This window comes from Sphingomonas sp. Xoc002 (assembly GCF_050408055.1).
Lineage (GTDB): Bacteria > Pseudomonadota > Alphaproteobacteria > Sphingomonadales > Sphingomonadaceae > Sphingomonas > Sphingomonas yabuuchiae.
In genome coordinates this window covers 1,660,101-1,678,702 of sequence record NZ_CP191175.1, presented here as the reverse complement: position 1 = coordinate 1,678,702, position 18,602 = coordinate 1,660,101, and the positions used below count along the sequence as shown (strand labels likewise).

The following is an 18,602-nucleotide window of genomic DNA, read 5'->3' as shown; positions in this document are numbered from 1 at the left end:
GTCAAGCAACAGCTGGAATGGGGAAGCTCGAGGGAATACACTCGAGCGCCCCCTGCCCCACAAACCGTCAGACTTCTATCAAAATTCTGACCAACCGTCCTGCACCACGGTAAGCGCGGCCTTGCCAGGATGACGTGCGGAAGCTGAGGTAGCGATCGCCTGACCAGCCGTAGTAGCCCGTTGTTGAAGTTCATGCACGGCAGACGCGACCGGCCGACCGTTGGCCACCTTGAAGCGCCTTACCTGGCGGGACAACTCATCCGCTTCCGTTGATAGAGAACGCGCCGCAGCGGTTGCCTCCTCAACCATCGCGGCATTCTGTTGGGTGACGCCGTCCATCTCGGCGACGGCAGTGTTGACCTGCTGCAGCCCCGTCGCTTGTTGTGCCGCAGCCGAGGCAATGTCCGAAACAAGCGTATTGATCTCGCCAATCCGCCCGGTGATGCGGGTCAGTGCGCTACCCGCCTGCTCGACCAGTTGAACCCCGGCATCGACCTGCTGGGTAGAAGCGGTAATACGCTCTTTGACGTCCTTGGCCGCATCGGCCGACCGCTGAGCGAGTGCCCGGACTTCGGAAGCCACCACCGCAAAGCCCTTGCCCGCATCGCCTGCGCGGGCCGCCTCGACCCCGGCGTTCAGCGCCAATAGATTGGTCTGGAAGGCGATGCCGTCGATTACCGAAATGATCTCGCTGATCTCATTCGACGAACGCTCGATACCATGCATCGCCGCAACAGCTTGGCGAACTACATCGGCGGACTGGTCGGCATCGGTGCGGGTTTCGGTAACAACCTGATTGGCGCGCTTGGCATTCACGGCGGTTTCGCGAACCGTCTCTGTAATCTCGTGCATGGCAGCGGCCGTCTCCTCCAAGCTCGCCGCCTGCTGCTCGGTCCGCTGAGATAGATCGTCGGACGCCTGACGGATGTCGCTCGCACCGTTGTTGATGCCGCTTGTCGCATCGGTTACCGCTGCCATCGCGTCATTCATCGCACCTAATGCGTGATTGAAATCGGTACGGAGCTTGGCGAATGGCCCCGTAAGATCGGTTTCGATCCGCGCGGTCAGGTCACCGTCGGCCAGCGCCCCCAGCCCTCGCCCCACGCTCTCGACGATCAATGTCGTCTGGGCTGCCTTGGCCTCATCTGCTGCGAGCAATTGCCCACGCAGATTGTTCAAGGCCCCCGCCAAGCGCCCGACTTCGTCTTGGCGATCGTGATCGACCGACGTTACCGACATGTCGCCACTGGCCAACGCCGTCAGGCCCGAGGTGACCTGAGTTACCGGACGTGCGATCTGCCGGACCAGCAGAAGTAATATGCCGACCAAGGCAGCGCATGCCATCACGACCACCAGCGCAAGCAGGGCAATGACGTGGGTGTGGAGTTCGGCCGCTTCCCGACGTTGCTGCGCCGCCAGCTTCATTTCGAAGGATACGAGCGCACTGATACGATCCGACAGCTTGTCAAAAAGGACCTGGCTGCGCCCCCGCATTATGGCGGTCGCTTCCTCATTGCGGTTTAGCCGCGACAGGGCGATAAGTTTCTGATGCTGCTCGAGATATGCGACCCATTCCTGTTGGAATGCCGTCAAACGCCGCCTTGCCTCAGGGCGCACTAGTGTTCCGTCAAGCGCCGCGTAATTTTTTTGTACGATATTTTGCGCAGCGGCGATCTTTTGTTCAGCAGCAGCCATATCAGCGGGCTGGGTTGCCAAAATATGCTGAGCTTCAGCTATCCGGAAGTCTGACGTCGCAGTATCAACTTGCTGAGCGGCAACTGTTTTTGGCATGAGGTCATTCGACACATAGTCGATAGCCCTGTTCATGTTGCCGATTTGAACAGCCGAAAAACCTGCCAAGCCGCAAAGGACCGCAGCAATTATAAGGAACGCAACAGCGAGCTTTTGGGGAATTGAAATGTTTTTCATGGGGCCATCCATTTAGATGGCCACCTTCATAGAAAATATATGTAAATCAATTATCTATGACAAATATGTAATGCCGAATAGGTCAGACGCGCGGGGTATGTCGTGACGGTCACGAATATCAAACTGGGCTACCTGCTATGTAAGCGCTGCCTATGTACCAAGGCTGTCCTCGACGTGCATCAAGCCGCCCTATCGGTTTGGACATAATAGGGCATTCCCATGTCAACCAACGGGATGAGCGGACGGCCGATGTGGTATCCCTGCACGGCGTCGCAACCGATTTCTCGGCACAAGGCAAGTTGCTCCGATGTCTCGACGCCTTCGGCATGGGTGATAACACCCAATTCGCGTCCAAGCGTGACGGTCGCCCGCAGGACCGCCATCGAGCGCGGATCACTCCCCGCACGCAGCACGAAGCTGCGATCAATCTTGATCCGGTCGAAGCAAAGATCGCGCAAATGAGAGAGCGACGATTGCCCTGTCCCAAAGTCATCCAGCGCGATTTTAAAGCCGAGTTTGCGAATACGCTCCAATCGGCCTGCGACCTTCGCTGGGTCACGGATCAGCGCCGTTTCGGTGATTTCGATCTCCAGCCGCTCGGGTGCCAAGCCGTTGACTATGATGGCCTGCGTGAGGTGGTCGAGCAACGCGTCTGATGCCAGTTGCGCCGCCGAAACGTTGACCGCCACGTACAGATGGGGCGACCACCCCGCCAGGTGTCGACACGCTTCGGCGATCACCCACCGCCCGATTTCATCGATCAGGCCTGCATCCTCGGCGATAGGAATGAAGACATCAGGCGAGATCCATCCTCGTTCGGGATGTCGCCAACGCAGCAGCGCCTCATAGCCGCAGGTGATACCGGAAGCGAGGTCGGCGATCGGTTGAAAGGCCAGGCGGAAGCCGCCGCCTTTCACAGCATCATGAAGGCCGTCGACGATCTCCTGTCGCTTCAGGAGCGCCTCTGTCATGGCATGCTCATAAGGGTGCGCGCGGCGACGGCCAGCCCGTTTGGCGTCGTAGAGTGCGAGATCTGCGCGCCTCATCAATTCCTCACCCGACAGCCCGGCCTCCCACTCCGCTACACCGATGCTGCATCCCGGCATCAGGCGATAGCCGTCAATGGTGACTGCATGCGACATCTGGGTTACTACGTCGGTGGCGAGCGTCGTGGCTTGACTGATCGGCAAGGCTATCACGACGGCCATCTCATCACCGCCCATACGGGCGACGAAGCTGTCCGGGCCAACCAAGCGACGCAGGACTGCCGCGCAATGGACCAGCAGCTTGTCGCCGATGCCATGACCAAAGGTGTCGTTGACCTCCTTGAATCCATCGAGGTCAATGAGCAGCAGGCTGAACGTCTCCGCTTTGCTGATCATGGTTGACATGTGATCCTGAAGTGCCCGGCGGTTGCCGAGATTGGTCAGGACGTCATGATGCGCATGATAACTCAGCGTGCGGCTGGCCTGCCGTTCGATCGTCACGTCGTTGAACGTCAGGACCACGCCTTGCTCGACTACTGGCCGACACTGCATGACATAGGTCCGGCCGTCCTCCATTTCGCATTCTCGGTCGAAAGGCTCACCGGAATGAACCCAGGCCTTCATCGCTTGGCCGACAAGGGTCCGTTTGTCGGGATGCCAGTTTCGGTACCGTGCAATGGTGTCCAGAAAGATGTCGATGGTCACACCGGTTCGAAGCGCCTCGGGCGGCGTATCGAACAAGGTCAGGAAACGTTTGTTGTACTGGCGAAGGCACTGAGCCTTGTCGATAAAGACCAAGCCGTCTGACATACTCTCGATAACCGCTTTAAGGGTCTGCGCTTCCCGCTCGCGCCGCAACCGCGCCTGCGAGGCGGAAAGGACGCCGCCCAGGCAGGCGATCGAGATGGCAAAGGCGGTGCATGCCGCGATGAGGCCGGGCGACATGGCGCTACCATGGACGATGGCCAAGGGTGCGGTCACCGCGTCCCCACCTAGGCTGATGAAATGAATAGCGCATACAGCGCCGACAAAAGAGATGCTGGTCGCCAGCCGTGGAAAATTGGACGAACGACGGATTTGCCAACTGATCAGGATCGCCGTACCGATCAGCCCACCAATCAGGTTCGTCGCGGCTGAAAATTTGTGATTGCAATCAATCAGCGCGGACAGGCCGACGGCATGCATGCACCAGATGCCGAAACCTGCCGTCATGGCGAGTACGATCTGCCAGCTTCGGCGCTCAGCCCTGGCAAGGGCGGCGATTGGCAAGCCAACCAGAAAGATACCCACCGCAGCGGAAATCGCGGTGCGATCCGGTGCATAAGTCAGGATCAGATCAGGACGATAGGCGGTCATCGCGCTGAAATGGGTCGACCACACACCCAACCCCGCAGCTAGCACTAAGCCTCCATCACACCAGCCAATTGGCCTGATGCGGGCATGACGAATTTCGGCTGTAAGCAGCGCTACCAACCAGCCTGACGTCAGGCCGATGCCGATGGCGACCCCCAGAAGGTAAGCGGAATAGGGCAATAGGGAGGATATCAAGGGAAGCTCATCGCAGCAGCAAGAGTGGCTGCGGCCATCCCATCTCCTGGTTAACAATCTATATCAGCTTGATACTTCGTGGTTGGCCATGCCTGCAAAGAGTGGCCTATTCCGGTACTGGTTGGCAGCAGGACCGCGTAAGACGCCGCTGTACGGGCAGCAGCGGCAAGGACGCCATGACGACCCATACCCGGCCATCCAAGGCGCACTATACGCGGCCCATTTACAGACATTCGTTCAGGTAGAAATCACGGTGTCGGGATATGCATCTCATGGCAATTTGTCCGACAATCGAAGTGGACCGTACGGCATAGCAGCTCGCGGTTCACGATCATACCGGCTTGCCCGATCGATAGAATCGCGGTGGGAACGCTGCCTGTGGTGCCCCTTTCGGATCGCGGAGTTCGTTTCGCTGTCCCGCATCAGCACTTAACGGGATGGCCATGCCGTGGCTTTGCTCGAGTAGCGCGAAAAGCTTGCCACTCATCCGCGCGGCGAGATCCTCATGACCGGGGCTAGCAATCAGATTGTTCGTTTCGTGCGGATCATCGGCAAGATCGTATAATTCGTCGATGTCCCAGATGCCGTGGAAATGCATATATTTGTACCGGTCCTCGCGCAGGGCGTGGACGGTCGGAGTTTGGGGGAAATTCCGCTCCCAATAATATTCGTAGAGAAGTTCGTCTCGCCACGGCGCGTTCGCGTCGCGTACCAACGGCAGCGCGTTGGTCCCAGCCATGCCGTCCGGCGCGCGAAGTCCGGCGGCAGCGAGCAGCGTGGGGGCGATATCAATATTGGCGACCACCTTTTCGACCACGCTGCCTGCCGGGAACAGCGCCGGGCAACGCGCCAGCATCGGGATGCGCATCGATTCCTCATAGGCGGTGCGCTTGTCGATCAGCCCATGCTCGCCGAACATGAAGCCATTGTCGCCAAGATAGAGGATCAGCGTGTCGTCCAGCTCGCCGCGCTGTTCGAGCAGGTCCATGATCCGCGCTAACCCCTCGTCGACCGCGAGCAGCGTCTCCATGTAGCGCTTGTAATAGTCGCCGATGTCGAGAGAGCCGTGATAGGGATAGCCGACGCCGTGCCAGCTGTTGCGCTGGTTCTCCACCCACATCGGCCGCCCCGGCGCGTTCGGTGCCATCGAGGCGGGATAGCGGAACGTCTCCTTGTCGTAGCGGCCCTTGTGGCGTTCGGCAGGGAGGAATTCGGAATGCACCGCCTTATGCGCCAGATGCATCATCCAGGGGCGGCCCGCCGGACGTTTGCCGATCCAGTCGATCGCGTAATCGGTCAGCTCATCGGTGATATAGCCCTTTTGGGCCACGCGGCGGCCATCGACGTTCAGTCCGTCGGCACTGGGCAGATAGCTCCCCTGCCCCTTGAAGCTGACCCAATGGTCGAAGCCGGGCTGCGGGCCATCACCCTCGTCACCCATATGCCATTTGCCAATGAAGGCGGTGTCGTAACCGGCGGCCTGGAGATATTCGGGATAGAATATGAGGCCCGGCGGGATCGGATGGTTGTTGTCGACCACCTTGTGCTGATGCGCATAGAGCCCGGTGAAGATCGATGCCCGGCTCGGCGAACAGAGTGCGGTGGTGACGAACGCGTTGCGAAAATGCGTTCCCTCGCGAGCCAGCCGGTCGAGCGTGGGCGTGTCACCGAAATCCTGCCCTTTCATGAAACCCATCGCGTCGTACCTATGGTCGTCGGTCAGTACGACCAAGATGTTGCGCGGTTTGACGCCCGACAGACGCGGCAGGCGGCGCGACCGGCGCGGTTCTGGTGCAGCGCCCGCCGCCATCGAATAGAGACCGAACGCACCGCCGGTCCCGGCAAGCAGCACCCCGCGCCGCGTCGTGTCGCCGTTCATCAGAAGTCCTTGCGCAGCAAAAGGCCCGCGTAACGCCGGTCGTCGCGCGGCACGAAGCGGACGGTCCCGCCGAAGGTGCCGTTGCTCAGGAAGCTAGCATAAGGCGTGTTGGCGATGTTTTTCACATAGGCGCGAAGCTGCCATCCATCGCCGGGCCGTATCAGCGCCACGCTGGCGTTCCAGATGGCAAAAGCGGGCTGGACGGTGTTGGGCGTCTCGGCCAGCGAATATTGCACCTTGCTGCTGAAGGAGACGTCGCTCTGCAACTCAAGCGACAGGGCGTCCGAGAGCGCGAAGCGATAGGCGGCATTCTCGAACAGCCGCACGCGCGGCGCGAAGGGCAGCGGCTGGCCGTTGATGTTGCAGCTGACCGGCGCGCCGACCGGGCAGTTGAAGTTGCGGACGGTGGCGTCGGTGAATGCCCCGGAGATATCGACGGCGAAGCCTTTGGCCGGGCGCAGCGTCACATCCGCCTCGACCCCGCGCGAGCGGACCGAACCCGCATTGATCAGTCGCGTGACGGGCGCGCCGCCGACCGAGTCGGTGAAGTTCGCCTGATAGCCGTCGAAATCGGTCGTATAGACCGCCAGCGCATAGCTGAGCGCGCGGTCGGCGGTGCTGCCCTTGATCCCGGCCTCATAGGAGTTGGACGTCTCCGGGCTCAGCGGAACTTCGTCAAGCAGGGTCGTCGCATTGAGCGAACGCATGTTGAAATAGACGTTGTAGGCCGGGCCCTTATAGCCGCGTGAATAGGTGAAATAGGTCTGGGCATGGTCGCCCAGATCGAGTTGAAGCCCGAGACGGTAGCTGTCGCCACGCGCATCGGTGCGGCCCGTCGCATTGTGATAGGCGCGGATGCCCGGCCGGTCGAGCGACGCCGCGCCACTGTTGGTCGGGTCGTTAGTCGAGGTGCGGACATGGTAGAAGTCCAGCGTATCCCAGGTCGAACGATAGCCCGCGATTCCCCGGAAATGAGGGGTGAAATTGATGTTCGCCTCGCCGAACAGCGCGTAATTGTGGTTGGTGATGCCGTAATTGGCGATGCCCGTGGTGCTGGTCCGCGTCGCGCCCGACAGGGTGGTCAGCGCGCGTTGATATTGCTCGTCGGTCCGCGCACGCAGATAATAGGCACCCAGGACATAATCGATCAGCCCGCCCTTGGGCGAGGTCAGCCGAAGCTCCTGCGAGAATTGACGGCTGTTGACGCTCCCGTCGTCCGCGCCCGCGGGGAAGGCGGCGGTCAGCTGGGCAAGGCCGTCATAATCCTGCCGCTGCTGGTTCAGCCATTGCCGCCAGGCGGTGATCGACGTGACGTGATAGTCGCCCAGCGTGAGGTCGCCGGTCAGCGACCCGCCATAATTCTCGTCACGGACATTGGTATCGATATTGGTCGCCAGCCGCCGGTTCGACGGCGACGCGACGATCCCCTGCCCGGCCAGCGCGGCGGCCAGGGCGGTGGAGTCCGTGATCGCATTCGTCGGATAGGCGATCTGCCGGGTCGAGCTATAGACCGCCGCCACCGTCTCTCGCGTATTGAGATAGTCGCCGATCGCGGTAATCTTCAGCGCGTCGAACGGCGTTATCACCAGCTTGCCGCGCGCCCCGTAGCGGCGCGAGCCATTGGCGTCGTGGCCGGTCGCGACATTGCGCAGATTGCCGTCGAAATCGCTATAGAGGCCGCCGATCAGCGCCTGGACCTTGCCCGGGACGATCGCACCCGAGACGCCCGCCTTGATGCGATACTCCTGATCGGTCGTCGCCCCCGCCTCGCCGAAGGCGTGGAATTCGTCGGTCGGGTTGCGCGTGACGATGTTGACCACGCCCGCGGACGCATTCTTGCCGAACAGGGTGCCCTGCGGCCCGCGCAGAACCTCGATCCGCTCGACCTCGCCCAGATCCAGCGTCGACTGGCCCGGACGCGTCAGCACCACGCCGTCGTGCACGGTCGAAACCGACGGCTCGACGCCGGGCGAGGTCGTGATCGTGCCGATCCCGCGGATAAAGACGGTGCGATCCTTGTTGGACGCGCCACTGCGGAAACCGACCGACGGGATCAAGGCAGCGATCCGTTCGAGATTGTTGAGTTGCCGCTCCGCCAGCGCACCGCCCTCCAGCGCAGTGATAGCGATCGGCACCTGTTGCAGCGTCTCGTTGCGATAACGCGCGGTCACGACCACTTCGCCATCGGCGGGCTTGGTCTCGGACTTCGTGGCAGGTGCGTCCTGCGCGGCGGCGGACGTGGCGATTAGCGTGAAGGCGGTGCCGACGAGCAGCACGGACAGGCGGCGATCGATCATCTGGTCCCCTTTTCAGATCGACGCGGAGGCTAATGCCCACTTATCGACTAGGGAATAAAGAAGGACCTTGGCGGTCAGCAGCCGGACTTTAGCGTTCGGCCTCGATCGGCGTCAGCCGGGGCAGCAGCAACTGCACCCAAGCGAACGCCGCCAGATAGGCGATCGCCGCGAAGAGAAGCAGCGGCAGATAGCCCAGCCCCGCCGCCAGGGTCAGCCCGGCGATCTTGGCAATCACGACCCCGCCCATATTGCCGCAGAATGATCCGAACGATGTCACCCGGCCGACGCGGTGCTGCGGCACGATGTCGGCGATCATCGCGAAGATGTTGGTCGAAAAGGCCTGATGCCCGGCCAGCGCCAACGCCATCAGCGAAACCGCCACCGCATAGCTATGCGTCAGCAGAGCCAGAGGGATCGGCACGACGGCCAGTGCGGCGCCGAGCAGCACAAGCTTGCGCACCGCATTCACCGACCAGCCCCGCCCGAGCAGCCGGGTCGGCACCGCTCCACCGACCAGCGAGCCGATCGCCGCGCCGCCATAGGCCAGCGCCAGCGGCACGCCGAGCGCGACGCCCGACAGCCCGAACTGCCGATGAAAGAAGTCGGGCAGCCAGAAGAGCAACAACCACCAGGTCGCGTCGGACAACAACTTGGCCCCCGCCACCGCCCAGGTCCGCCGGTCGCGCAACAGCGGCGCGTCCGGAAGCGGCGCCGCTGCGTCGCTCACTTTTGGCGCGGCAAAGACGATCCCCCGCGCCGCGATCAGCCAGGTCAAGGCCCAACCCAACCCGATCAGTCCGACCGCGATGAACGTGCCCCGCCAGCCGAAGGTCAGGCCTAGAACCGGAATGGCGAGCGGCGCCAGGATCGCGCCCAGGCTGTTGGCGGCATTGCCGGCACCGAACCCGGCGGACCGCCAGCGCGGCGGCAGAACGGCGGCGACCGTCTTGATGCCCGTGGGCGTCCCCATCGACTCGGTCGCGCCCAAGGCGACGCGCACCGCGATGAACGCGCCCATCGACCGCGCCCAGCCATGGAGCAAGGCCGCGACGCTCCACGCCGCCACCCCGATCGGATTGGCCCAGCGCACGCCCAACCCGTCGACGATCCAGCCGCTGAACAGGAAACCGACCGCCGCACCGCCCTGAAACCAGGCGGCGAGCGTGCCGTAATCATCGTCACTCCAGCCAAGGTCGGCGGCGATCACCGGCTTCAGTACCGCGATGACCTGCCGGTCGACGAGGTTCAGCACACCGGCCGTGATGACCAACGCAAATAACAGCCCGCGATGGCGCGCGCTCAATTCCCCGACATGTCTCATGCCCGCATCATGGCGAGGCGCAGGGGATGGCGGCGAGACAGTTTCTCTATCGCCCCACCAAGCCGATCGCCAAGCCGCTCACAATGTCAGCGGAGCATGATCGATCCGTGGGAGGACATGGCGGGCGAACAGATCGGCCTCGGCCGCATGCGGATAGCCCGACAGGATGAACGAATCGATGCCCGCTTGGCGATAGGCCTGCAGCTTGGCAAGAACCTGGTCGGGGTCGCCGACGATCGCCGCGCCGCACCCCGATCGCGCCCGACCGATGCCGGTCCAGAGATTGGCCTCGACATAGCCGTCATCGCTGCCCTCGCGCAGTTCGGCCTGTCGCCGGACGCCTGCCGATTGCGAGTCCAGCGAACGGGACCGGATCGCGGCGCCGGTCGCGTCATCCAGCTTGGACAGCAGCCGGTCGGCGGCGGCGCGCGCCTCCGCCTCGGTCTCGCGAACGACGACATGGACACGGTAGCCGAAGCGCAAGCTGCGCCCGCGCCGGGCGGCCCGCGCGCGCAGGTCGGCGACGATAGCGCGTACCCCCTCCATCGTATCAGGCCACATCAGATAGACGTCCGCGCCCTCGGCCGCCGCCTCACGCGCAGCTTCCGACAGGCCGCCGAAATAGAAGGGCGGGCACCGACCCGAGACGGTGGTCACGCGCGGCGGGTCAAGCTTCAATTTCCAGAAATCGCCGTCATGATCGAGCGGCTTCCCGTCCAGCAGGGTGCGCAGGATGTGCATGGCCTCAACTGTGCGGGCATAACGGGGGGCGCTGTCCAGCGTCTCGCCGGGCAGGTCGCTGGAGATGATGTTGACGGTCAACCGCCCGCCCAGCATCCGGTCGATCGTCGCGATCTGTCGTGCCAGTTGCGGCGGCCAGCTTTCGCCGATCCGCACCGCCATCAACAGCCGCATCCGCCGAAGTAGCGGAGCGATCCCGGCGGCAAAGGCCGTGGTGTCAATGCCCAGCGCATAGCCCGACGGCAGCAGGCAATTGTCATAACCCGCCGTTTCCGCCTGCAACACGATGTCGCGGCAATGCTCCCAGCTCGAACGCAATGCCGGGTCGGGCACGCCCAGAAACTCGTAATCGTCGTCACACAACGCCGAGAACCAGCTGATCTCGCAAGGGCCAAGCATATCGGTCATGGCAGGCGCTCCCCCATTCCGGCCTGAAGCACGGCATACCATTCGGCGCGGGTCCACTCGACGCGGTACACGTCTCCCGCCGCACGGATGCGGTCGGGATTTTGCGATCCGATGATCGGGATGATCCGCGCCGGATGCGCCATGACCCAGGCCAGCGCTGCCGTCGCAGCATCGACACCCCAACGCTGACCATGCTCCGCCAGCAGCGCGCCTGCCGGGTGATCCCCCGCGACCAGCCGCCCGCCCGCCAGCGGCGACCAGGCGAGCACCGCCATGTCCCGCGCCACCGCCTGGTCCAGCGTGCCGTCAAAAAGCGGCGCAGGATGCAGCGGCGAGAATTCCGGCTGAGTCGTCAGGATCGGCAGTCCCAGAAATGCGGAGAGCGCATCGACCTCGGCCGGGCTATGGTTCGACACGCCGATCCCGGTGACCTTGCCCGTCTCGACCATGCGGGTCAGCGCGGCAGCGACCTCCTGCGGATGGCTCAGGAAATCGCGGCGGTGGATTTGGTACAGCTCGACCCGCTCGACGCACAAGCGCTTGAGCGATGCGTCCAGCGCCCCGGCCAGATACGTCGAGCTCGAATCATAGGGAAAGCCCGGCCAGATGCCGCCCTTGGTCGCGATCACCATCCGCTCACGCAATTTGGGCGCCTCGGCAAGCACCCGTCCCAACAGCGCTTCGGACGATCCGAACCCACCATCGTCGACGCCGTAGATATCGGCGGTGTCGAACAAGGTGATCCCGGCATCGAGCGCAGCCTCGACCCGGGCCCGCGCGGCGGAGACATCCTCGCCGGTAAAACGCCACATGCCCCAAGCTATTGGGGACACAAGGATTGCACTCTTGCCGAGCGGCCGTGCTTCGCGGGAAAGGCGGATCGTCGTCATCGGGCGTCGGAATGGCATAGGGACACGGGCAATGGTAGCCGCAATTCGATACGGGATCGTCGGGACGGGCATGATGGGCGTCGAGCATCTGCGCAACATCGCGCTGGTGCCGGGGGCGCAAATCGTCGCGATCGCCGACCCGGTGCCACAGTCGCTCGGCTGGGCCCGGGACGCGCTGGGGTCCGTAGCGGCGAACGTCACCGCCTATGACAGTGTCGAGGCCTTTGCCCGCGACGCTCGCGTCGACGCGGTCGTGGTGGCCTCCCCCAACCACACGCACCGCGCGGTCCTGGAGCCGCTGTTCGACATGGATGCGGCGATCCTGTGCGAAAAGCCGCTTGCCACCACCATGGCGGACGCGCGCTGGATCGTCGAGCGCGCCGCCGAGCATGCCCGGCCTTTCTGGACCGGCATGGAATATCGCTTCATGCCCCCCGCCGCCGCCTTTATCGACGCTATCCATGGCGGACGTGTCGGCCGGTTGCAGATGCTGTCGATCCGCGAGCACCGCTTCCCCTTCCTGCCCAAGGTCGGCGACTGGAACCGCTTCGCGGCCAATACCGGCGGCACGATGGTCGAGAAATGTTGCCACTTCTTCGACCTGATGCGGCTGATCGTCCAAGCCGAGCCGGTGCGCGTCTATTGCTCCGGCGCAATGGATGTGAATCATCTCGACGAACGTTACGACGGCCGCACACCCGACATCATCGACAACAGCTTCACCACCGTCGATTTCGTCAACGGCGTGCGTGCGATGCTCGACCTGTCGATGTTCGCGGACGGTGCCGTGCATCAGGAAGAAATAAGCGCGACCGGCGACATCGCCCGTCTCGACGCCCTGATCCCGCCCGGCGAACTGGTGTATAGCCCGCGCGTCGGCTTCGGCGGGGAAAAGCGCGTCGAGCGGACCCGCATCGCGATCGACCCGATGGCTCATGCTGCAGGCAGCCATGAGGGCGCGACCTATTACCAGCATCTCGCCTTTGCAGACGCGGTACGCGGCCACGGTCCCGTCCAGGTGTCCGCCGAGGACGGTCTTCGCGCGGTGGCGATGGGCGTCGCAGCGGAAATCAGTGCCCGCGAACACCGTGTGGTCGAATTGCGTGAAGTCGAGGAGATAGTATAGTGTCAAGGCCCCGGCGTGGTTAGCCGATTACCGTGATCAAATCGGGCGTTGAGACCCATAAGTGGTCACGCAGTCACCCATCTCGTTTTCCCAACTTCCGCCATTCATTAAGCTAGGAAAGGTACGCAGGTGAGGCCAATCCGACCTTTTTGAGATCAGCGTGCGCCATTCTCCGCAGCCAATACGCGTGCGGCCTGACGCACTCGGCACCATGTCTCATATTCGCCGATGGCGTCGGCTAGCGCCCGGTGAGCAGGTTGGGTGCTTTTTGCTGCATTAGCGACCGAGACAAGGGTGTGAACCTCAACGTCCAGTCGGGCGGCTGAGATCACGTTCTGAAGGATTTCAATGGCCGTCGAGCGTAGCGCCTCGTCCGTATCGCGGAGCCGCAGCGCATGGCGGGGTAGCCCGGCACCGCGCAATAAGACGCTTAGCCACTTGCCATCCCAGGACGGTGCGCTGGCGAAGAGCTCATGATCGCTAAGTGCCTCGATCATACGTGTCGCGACAACGTCGTGCGGCTGACCTTCACTGGTAAGTGTCGCACGGCTGATGCCGTGGATCGCCTCTGCCTGTGGGTTCCAGTCGACCCATCCAGGGGCGGGCTTGATCAAATGGCTTTCCGTCCGCCCGTCCTGGAACACCCATGCCACCTCCACCGGATAGCTCTGATCGGACAGTGACGACGCCTCGAAATCCAAAAAGACCTTCATACCGTCGATCTGGCTCAGACCACGGCATCCGCCAAGCGACAATCGCATGACCTGGTCGACCAGATGGGATATGTGAAGGACTTGGCCTGCTCTCAGTGCCCCACCATCGACCTCTCCGCATGAGATCATCTGTCGCATAGCTGGCAGATTTGGCTGGCCTCCACCAAGCCCTGTGACACCTGCCAAAGGCCAAGTTACACGTCTGACAAACAAAAGGCCGCCCCGTTACGGAGCGGCCTTTCCATTGTCGACCGAGGTCGGCAATCGTTCAGATCCGGCCATGCTCCAATGAAGCAGCCATGATCGTTTTCGTTGCCGTAATCGGCATCTGACAATGAGACATCCGATCACCTCCTTTCCGTTGTTGACGATGGTCCGAAGATGGGTTTGCGGGGTTAATTTTCAATGCCTTATGCCTTGGCTTCGGCGCGGCGCCAGGACCGGGGCATGCATCCTACCGTAGAGTTTGAACGTTTATGACGGGCAGCCAAAAGGATTTCCATGATGCTAGCAAATCTCGGCCAAGCCATAATCGCTTCTGCCGTACTTTCAGGTGCAGTGACGGCATGCCTAGCCCTTTGGTCACGCCAAACGATGTAGAACGCTGCAAGCGTTTCCAGTTGACCCAATCCCCGCCGTTCGCATGTGCCTTCTCGCCTCCCGAAAGCTGCCGCTCGTTCATATAAGCGAACCGGCTGCTTCAGCGAGCCCGATCGGCCACCCGGAACGGCGGAGATGGGTGGAAGGCAGCCGGTGTCCCGGCGCAAAGTGTGCTATGACTGCGATCCAGCTACTGAGTGAGATGCGCAATGCCACTAAAGGATCTCAGCGGTTCACCCCCGCCCACTGTCCAAGAGCGAATGGCGATCAAGGAAATGTGGAAGCGCTATGGACCGTCATTACCAAATTGGTTGACGTCGAGAAAAGATGACGGGGGCGAAATGGCACCCTTACCTTCCGGTCCGAAACCCACCCCTATGGTTGGCGGCGCGGAAGTGACGTCTGAATAGCCATTCTCAAGTCGCCCAGTCATACTAACGGAATATGCGCGTTGGCGAGAACCGAGATGTCCGTGTTTGGGGCGTTAGCGGATACGTGGTGCTGGGAGAGCGGTGAAGGCTCCGCTGCCTTCTGCAAGGCCCCAGCTTTTCCCCTCGCCGGGTCTAATCCACCGGCCCAGCTGAGAGAACGCCCAGCTTAGATTCCTGACGGCATGTCCGCAATTGGGCGGAAGCGGAACGGCTACACGCTACGTCGAAAGCAGAGAATGCACACCGGTATCGGCGACAGCGCGACGACCGCGAAGCCGAGCAACTCGTCAAGACGCCACTGGTCATTGGCGCCCGCCCACGCGAGCGTGAACCACACTCCCGCTGCTACCATGCCGGTATAGCAGACCGCAGCTATCCGGGCCGTGATGTCAGCCCTACCTGTCATCTCCTTTGGATAGCATACGCGTGAACGCCCGCAACTGGGTGGAAGTGGCCACCCTGCCCCAGCGTAACGAGGACCCAATTCCGGTCGTTCATACGGCTAAACTGGCCGCCCGGTTTCTGCCGCTCGTTCATCTGAGCGAATTGACTCTGACAGACGGTTGCCAGCCCCCCGAAACAACCGAGCATCAATTCTCCCTCAATATCAGGGGGCAACCGGGGCTCCCGGTTTCAATATGGATCGGCAAATCGATTCAATGGGCTACGCGTCACCCAGCGTCCCTCTCCGTCCCTGCGGGATGCCCAAAAGCAGCACCGCCATGACACACGCTGCCCCGGCGGCAAGGACCGAAGGGCGAACGCCAAGACGGACCGCCGAACGGTCGAGCAGCACCTCTCCCCGCCCGACGGCGTTGACCAGTCGCGGCACGATCTGCGTGTCGATGAAAAATTTGGGGGCCGAAGGGCCCGTCGTCTTTTTCAGCATATAGTCACGACCGACCGTCATGGCATTTCTCCTTTTTAAATCCGTATCTTATATCAAATTTGGGATAGCCGCCGCCGCCACAGGGTTAACGACAAGACCCGGCGAATGTTTCGTACGGAAACGCCCGCCGCCCCGGCCGGAGATACCCGATGAAAGCCACGTATAAGCCGTATCGCCTCCCCTCCGGCGGATGGGGCTCCGCGCGCTCGGTCGGCAATATCCTGCGCCGGGAGGGCGTGCTGGGTAGCGCCAGCGTCGCGCTGTCGCGGCATAACAAGGTCGATGGCTATCAGTGCAACAGCTGCGCCTGGGTAAAGCCCGCCACGCCGCTCCCCTTCGAATTCTGCGAAAACGGCGTGAAGGCGGTCGCCTGGGAACTGACCGCGCATCGCTGCACACCCGCCTTTTTCGCCGAACACACGGTCAGCGAGTTGCTGACGTGGGACGATTATCATCTGGAACAGCCCGGCCGCCTCACCCATCCGCTGCGCTATGATCCCGCGACCGACAAATATACGCCGGTGTCGTGGGGCCATGCCATCGCGGAGATCGCCCACGAACTTCGCGCGGTGGAAGACAGGCAGCACGGCACCGTCTTCTACAGCTCCGGCCGTTTGTCGAACGAAGGCAGCTATCTCTATCAGTTGTTCGCCCGGCTCTATGGCAACAACAACCTGCCCGACAGTTCGAACATGTGCCATGAAACGACCTCGGTCGCCCTGCCCGCCAGCATCGGCCAGGGCGTCGGCACGGTCGATCTGGGGGACTTTGCGAAAACCGACTGCCTGATGTTCTTCGGCCAGAATCCGGGGAGCAATTCGCCGCGCATGTTGCACCCGCTTCAGGAAGCCAGCCAGCGCGGGGTGCCGATCATCACCTTCAACCCGCTTCGCGAGCGGGGACTGGAGCGGTTCCTGAACCCGCAATCCCCGACCGAGATGCTGACGGGCAAGGATACGCGGATCAGCTCGGACTATCATCAGGTCAAGAATGGCGGCGATCTGGCGGCGATCGCGGGCATCTGCAAGGCGGTGCTGACGCTGCACGACGACGCCCTGGCAGCCGGTGAGCCACCAATCCTGGACCTCGCCTTCATCGATGCGCACACGCACGGGTTCGAACGCTTCGCCAACTGGTTAAAGGCGCAGGACTGGGACGAGCTGGAGCGGCGTTCGGGGCTGCATCGTGCCGATCTCGAAGCGACCGCGCTCATCTATGCCCGTGCGCCGTCGACCATCGGCATTTACGGCATGGGCCTGACTCAGCATCGCGCGGGGGTCGAGACAGTGCAGATGCTGGTCAACCTGCTCCTGATGCGCGGCAATATCGGGCGGCCCGGCGCGGGCATCTGTCCGGTGCGCGGCCACAGCAATGTCCAGGGCCAACGGACGGTCGGCGTCACCGAAAAGCCCGAGCTGTTCCCGCTCGACCGGCTGGGCGAGCAATTCGGCTTCAAGCCGCCGCGCGAGGCGGGGTACAACACGGTCGAGGCCTGCGAGGCGATCCTCGAAGGCCAGGTGAAGGCGTTCTTCATGCTGGGCGGCAACTTCGCCCGCGCCATCCCGGACCAGGGCCGGATGGAGCTTGCCTGGCGGCGGATGCGGCTGACTGTCAACGTCCTGACCAAGCTCAACCGTACCGCGCTGCTCCCCGGTGAGATCAGCTATATCCTGCCCGTCATCGGGCGGCTGGAGATCGACGAGACGGCGGCCGGGCAACAGGCCTTGTCGATGGAGGACACCTCCGGCTGCGTCCATGGCAATCGCGGACTTCGCACGCCCGCTTCGCCGCATCTCATCAGCGAGATACGGCTGCTGTGCGAACTCGCCAAACAGGTGTTCGAGCCCAACCCCAAGGTGCGGTGGGACGATTATATGACCGACTATGCCGCAATCCGGCGGGAGATCGCCCACACCCTGCCTGACAATTTCCACGACTATGAAACGCGCATGTGGGAGCCCGGCGGCTTCCAGCGCGACCTGCCCGCCAAACGGCGCGAATGGCAAACCGATACCGGCCGCGCCAATTTCGTCACGCCGGAGGCACTCGACGAAGACCTCGACATGCCGGACGTCGGGCATGAGGTGCTGCGGCTGATGACCTTGCGCAGCAACGACCAGTTCAACACCACCGTCTATGGCTATAACGATCGCTTCCGGGGGATCGACGGCATCCGCAACGTCGTGCTGATGAACCGCTCCGACATCGAACGCCGGGGTCTGAAGGTCGGGCAGGCGGTGACGCTGCGCACCGTGGCCGATGACGGCGTCGACCGGCATCTCTCGGGGATGATCGTCGTCGCCTATGACATTCCGGTCGGATGCATCGGCGGCTATTATCCCGAATGCAACGTCCTGATGCCGGTCTGGCATTATGCGGTGGGCAGCAAGACCCCCGCCGCCAAGTCGATCCCTGTGACGGTAACCAGCGACGGCGACGCGATCCTGGAGCCGGGAATGGAGGATCGTTCGACCGCATGACCGGCGCGAACCGGCTTTCGACGGTTGGCGGTCAATCCAGCGTATAGAGATAGGCCGCGATCGCGCGCGCTTCCGCCTCGCTCGGCCCTTGCTCGGGCATACCGGTGCCGGGGCGCATCCTTTGGGGATGCATCAGCCAGCGCGTCATCGTGTCGGGATCGTTGGGCTAGGGGTCGCGGAAGCCCGTCGCAGGACCACAGAAGACGCTAGGGCCATTGCTTTGGCAGAAGCTCAAGACACCAATGTCCGAATATCCAGAATGCTCGACGTGCATCTACCGCCCAGAACCTCCGCAAGATGGCAAAGCTCGTCCCGATGCCGGCGCTCTCGCTACCAGCCTGAGCCGATCAGCGGCTTCCACCCC

Annotated in this window: 12 protein-coding genes; 2 read left to right on the top strand and 10 right to left on the bottom strand. The window is 62.6% G+C overall.

Annotated elements, in window-relative coordinates:
• Positions 1-78: 78 nt before the first annotated feature.
• The 7 genes from ACQR50_RS07500 to ACQR50_RS07470 form a co-directional block, all read right to left on the bottom strand.
• Complete coding sequence (locus ACQR50_RS07500) at positions 79-1,929, bottom strand: methyl-accepting chemotaxis protein (protein WP_428970439.1); 1,851 nt, start codon at positions 1,927-1,929, stop codon at positions 79-81.
• Between the two features lie 179 nt (positions 1,930-2,108).
• Positions 2,109-4,271: a putative bifunctional diguanylate cyclase/phosphodiesterase gene (locus tag ACQR50_RS07495; RefSeq protein ID WP_428970438.1), complete on the bottom strand. Its 2,163-nt coding sequence runs from the start codon at positions 4,269-4,271 to the stop codon at positions 2,109-2,111.
• Positions 4,272-4,794: 523 nt separating this feature from the next.
• Positions 4,795-6,342 carry a sulfatase family protein gene (locus ACQR50_RS07490; protein WP_428970437.1) on the bottom strand — a complete coding sequence of 516 codons (1,548 nt, stop codon included), beginning with the start codon at positions 6,340-6,342 and terminating at the stop codon, positions 4,795-4,797.
• On the bottom strand, positions 6,342-8,639 hold the full coding sequence (locus ACQR50_RS07485) for a TonB-dependent receptor (protein WP_428970436.1): 2,298 nt from the start codon (positions 8,637-8,639) through the stop codon (positions 6,342-6,344). The genes ACQR50_RS07490 and ACQR50_RS07485 overlap by 1 nt, the downstream gene beginning before the upstream one ends.
• An 88-nt stretch (positions 8,640-8,727) precedes the next feature.
• Complete coding sequence (locus tag ACQR50_RS07480; protein WP_428970435.1) at positions 8,728-9,960, bottom strand: MFS transporter; 1,233 nt, start codon at positions 9,958-9,960, stop codon at positions 8,728-8,730.
• 78 nt (positions 9,961-10,038) lie between these two features.
• Positions 10,039-11,109 carry an LLM class flavin-dependent oxidoreductase gene (locus ACQR50_RS07475; RefSeq protein ID WP_428970434.1) on the bottom strand — a complete coding sequence of 357 codons (1,071 nt, stop codon included), beginning with the start codon at positions 11,107-11,109 and terminating at the stop codon, positions 10,039-10,041.
• A complete protein-coding gene (locus ACQR50_RS07470; protein ID WP_428970433.1) occupies positions 11,106-11,999 on the bottom strand; it encodes an aldo/keto reductase in 894 nt (297 codons plus the stop codon). The genes ACQR50_RS07475 and ACQR50_RS07470 overlap by 4 nt, the downstream gene beginning before the upstream one ends.
• A gap of 31 nt (positions 12,000-12,030) precedes the next feature.
• Here ACQR50_RS07470 and ACQR50_RS07465 point away from each other — a divergent pair, with 31 nt between their 5' ends.
• Positions 12,031-13,125 carry a Gfo/Idh/MocA family protein gene (locus tag ACQR50_RS07465; protein WP_428970432.1) on the top strand — a complete coding sequence of 365 codons (1,095 nt, stop codon included), beginning with the start codon at positions 12,031-12,033 and terminating at the stop codon, positions 13,123-13,125.
• 155 nt (positions 13,126-13,280) lie between these two features.
• Here the strand turns inward: ACQR50_RS07465 and ACQR50_RS07460 are convergent, their stop codons facing one another.
• Together ACQR50_RS07460 and ACQR50_RS07455 are read right to left on the bottom strand one after the other, a co-directional pair.
• Positions 13,281-13,886, bottom strand: a complete 606-nt coding sequence (locus ACQR50_RS07460) for a transcriptional regulator (RefSeq protein ID WP_428970431.1) — start codon at positions 13,884-13,886, stop codon at positions 13,281-13,283.
• 1,647 nt (positions 13,887-15,533) lie between these two features.
• Entirely contained in the window at positions 15,534-15,779 is a 246-nt protein-coding gene (locus ACQR50_RS07455) for a hypothetical protein (RefSeq protein ID WP_428970430.1), read from the bottom strand.
• A gap of 128 nt (positions 15,780-15,907) precedes the next feature.
• Here ACQR50_RS07455 and ACQR50_RS07450 point away from each other — a divergent pair, with 128 nt between their 5' ends.
• Positions 15,908-18,238 (top strand): FdhF/YdeP family oxidoreductase, encoded by a 2,331-nt coding sequence (locus ACQR50_RS07450; RefSeq protein WP_428970429.1) that lies wholly within the window; start codon positions 15,908-15,910, stop codon positions 18,236-18,238.
• A 31-nt stretch (positions 18,239-18,269) separates the two neighbouring features.
• On the opposite strand, the gene ACQR50_RS07445 is transcribed toward ACQR50_RS07450, so the two are convergent.
• A complete protein-coding gene (locus ACQR50_RS07445; protein WP_428970428.1) occupies positions 18,270-18,386 on the bottom strand; it encodes a c-type cytochrome in 117 nt (38 codons plus the stop codon).
• Between the last annotated feature and the right edge of the window lie 216 nt (positions 18,387-18,602).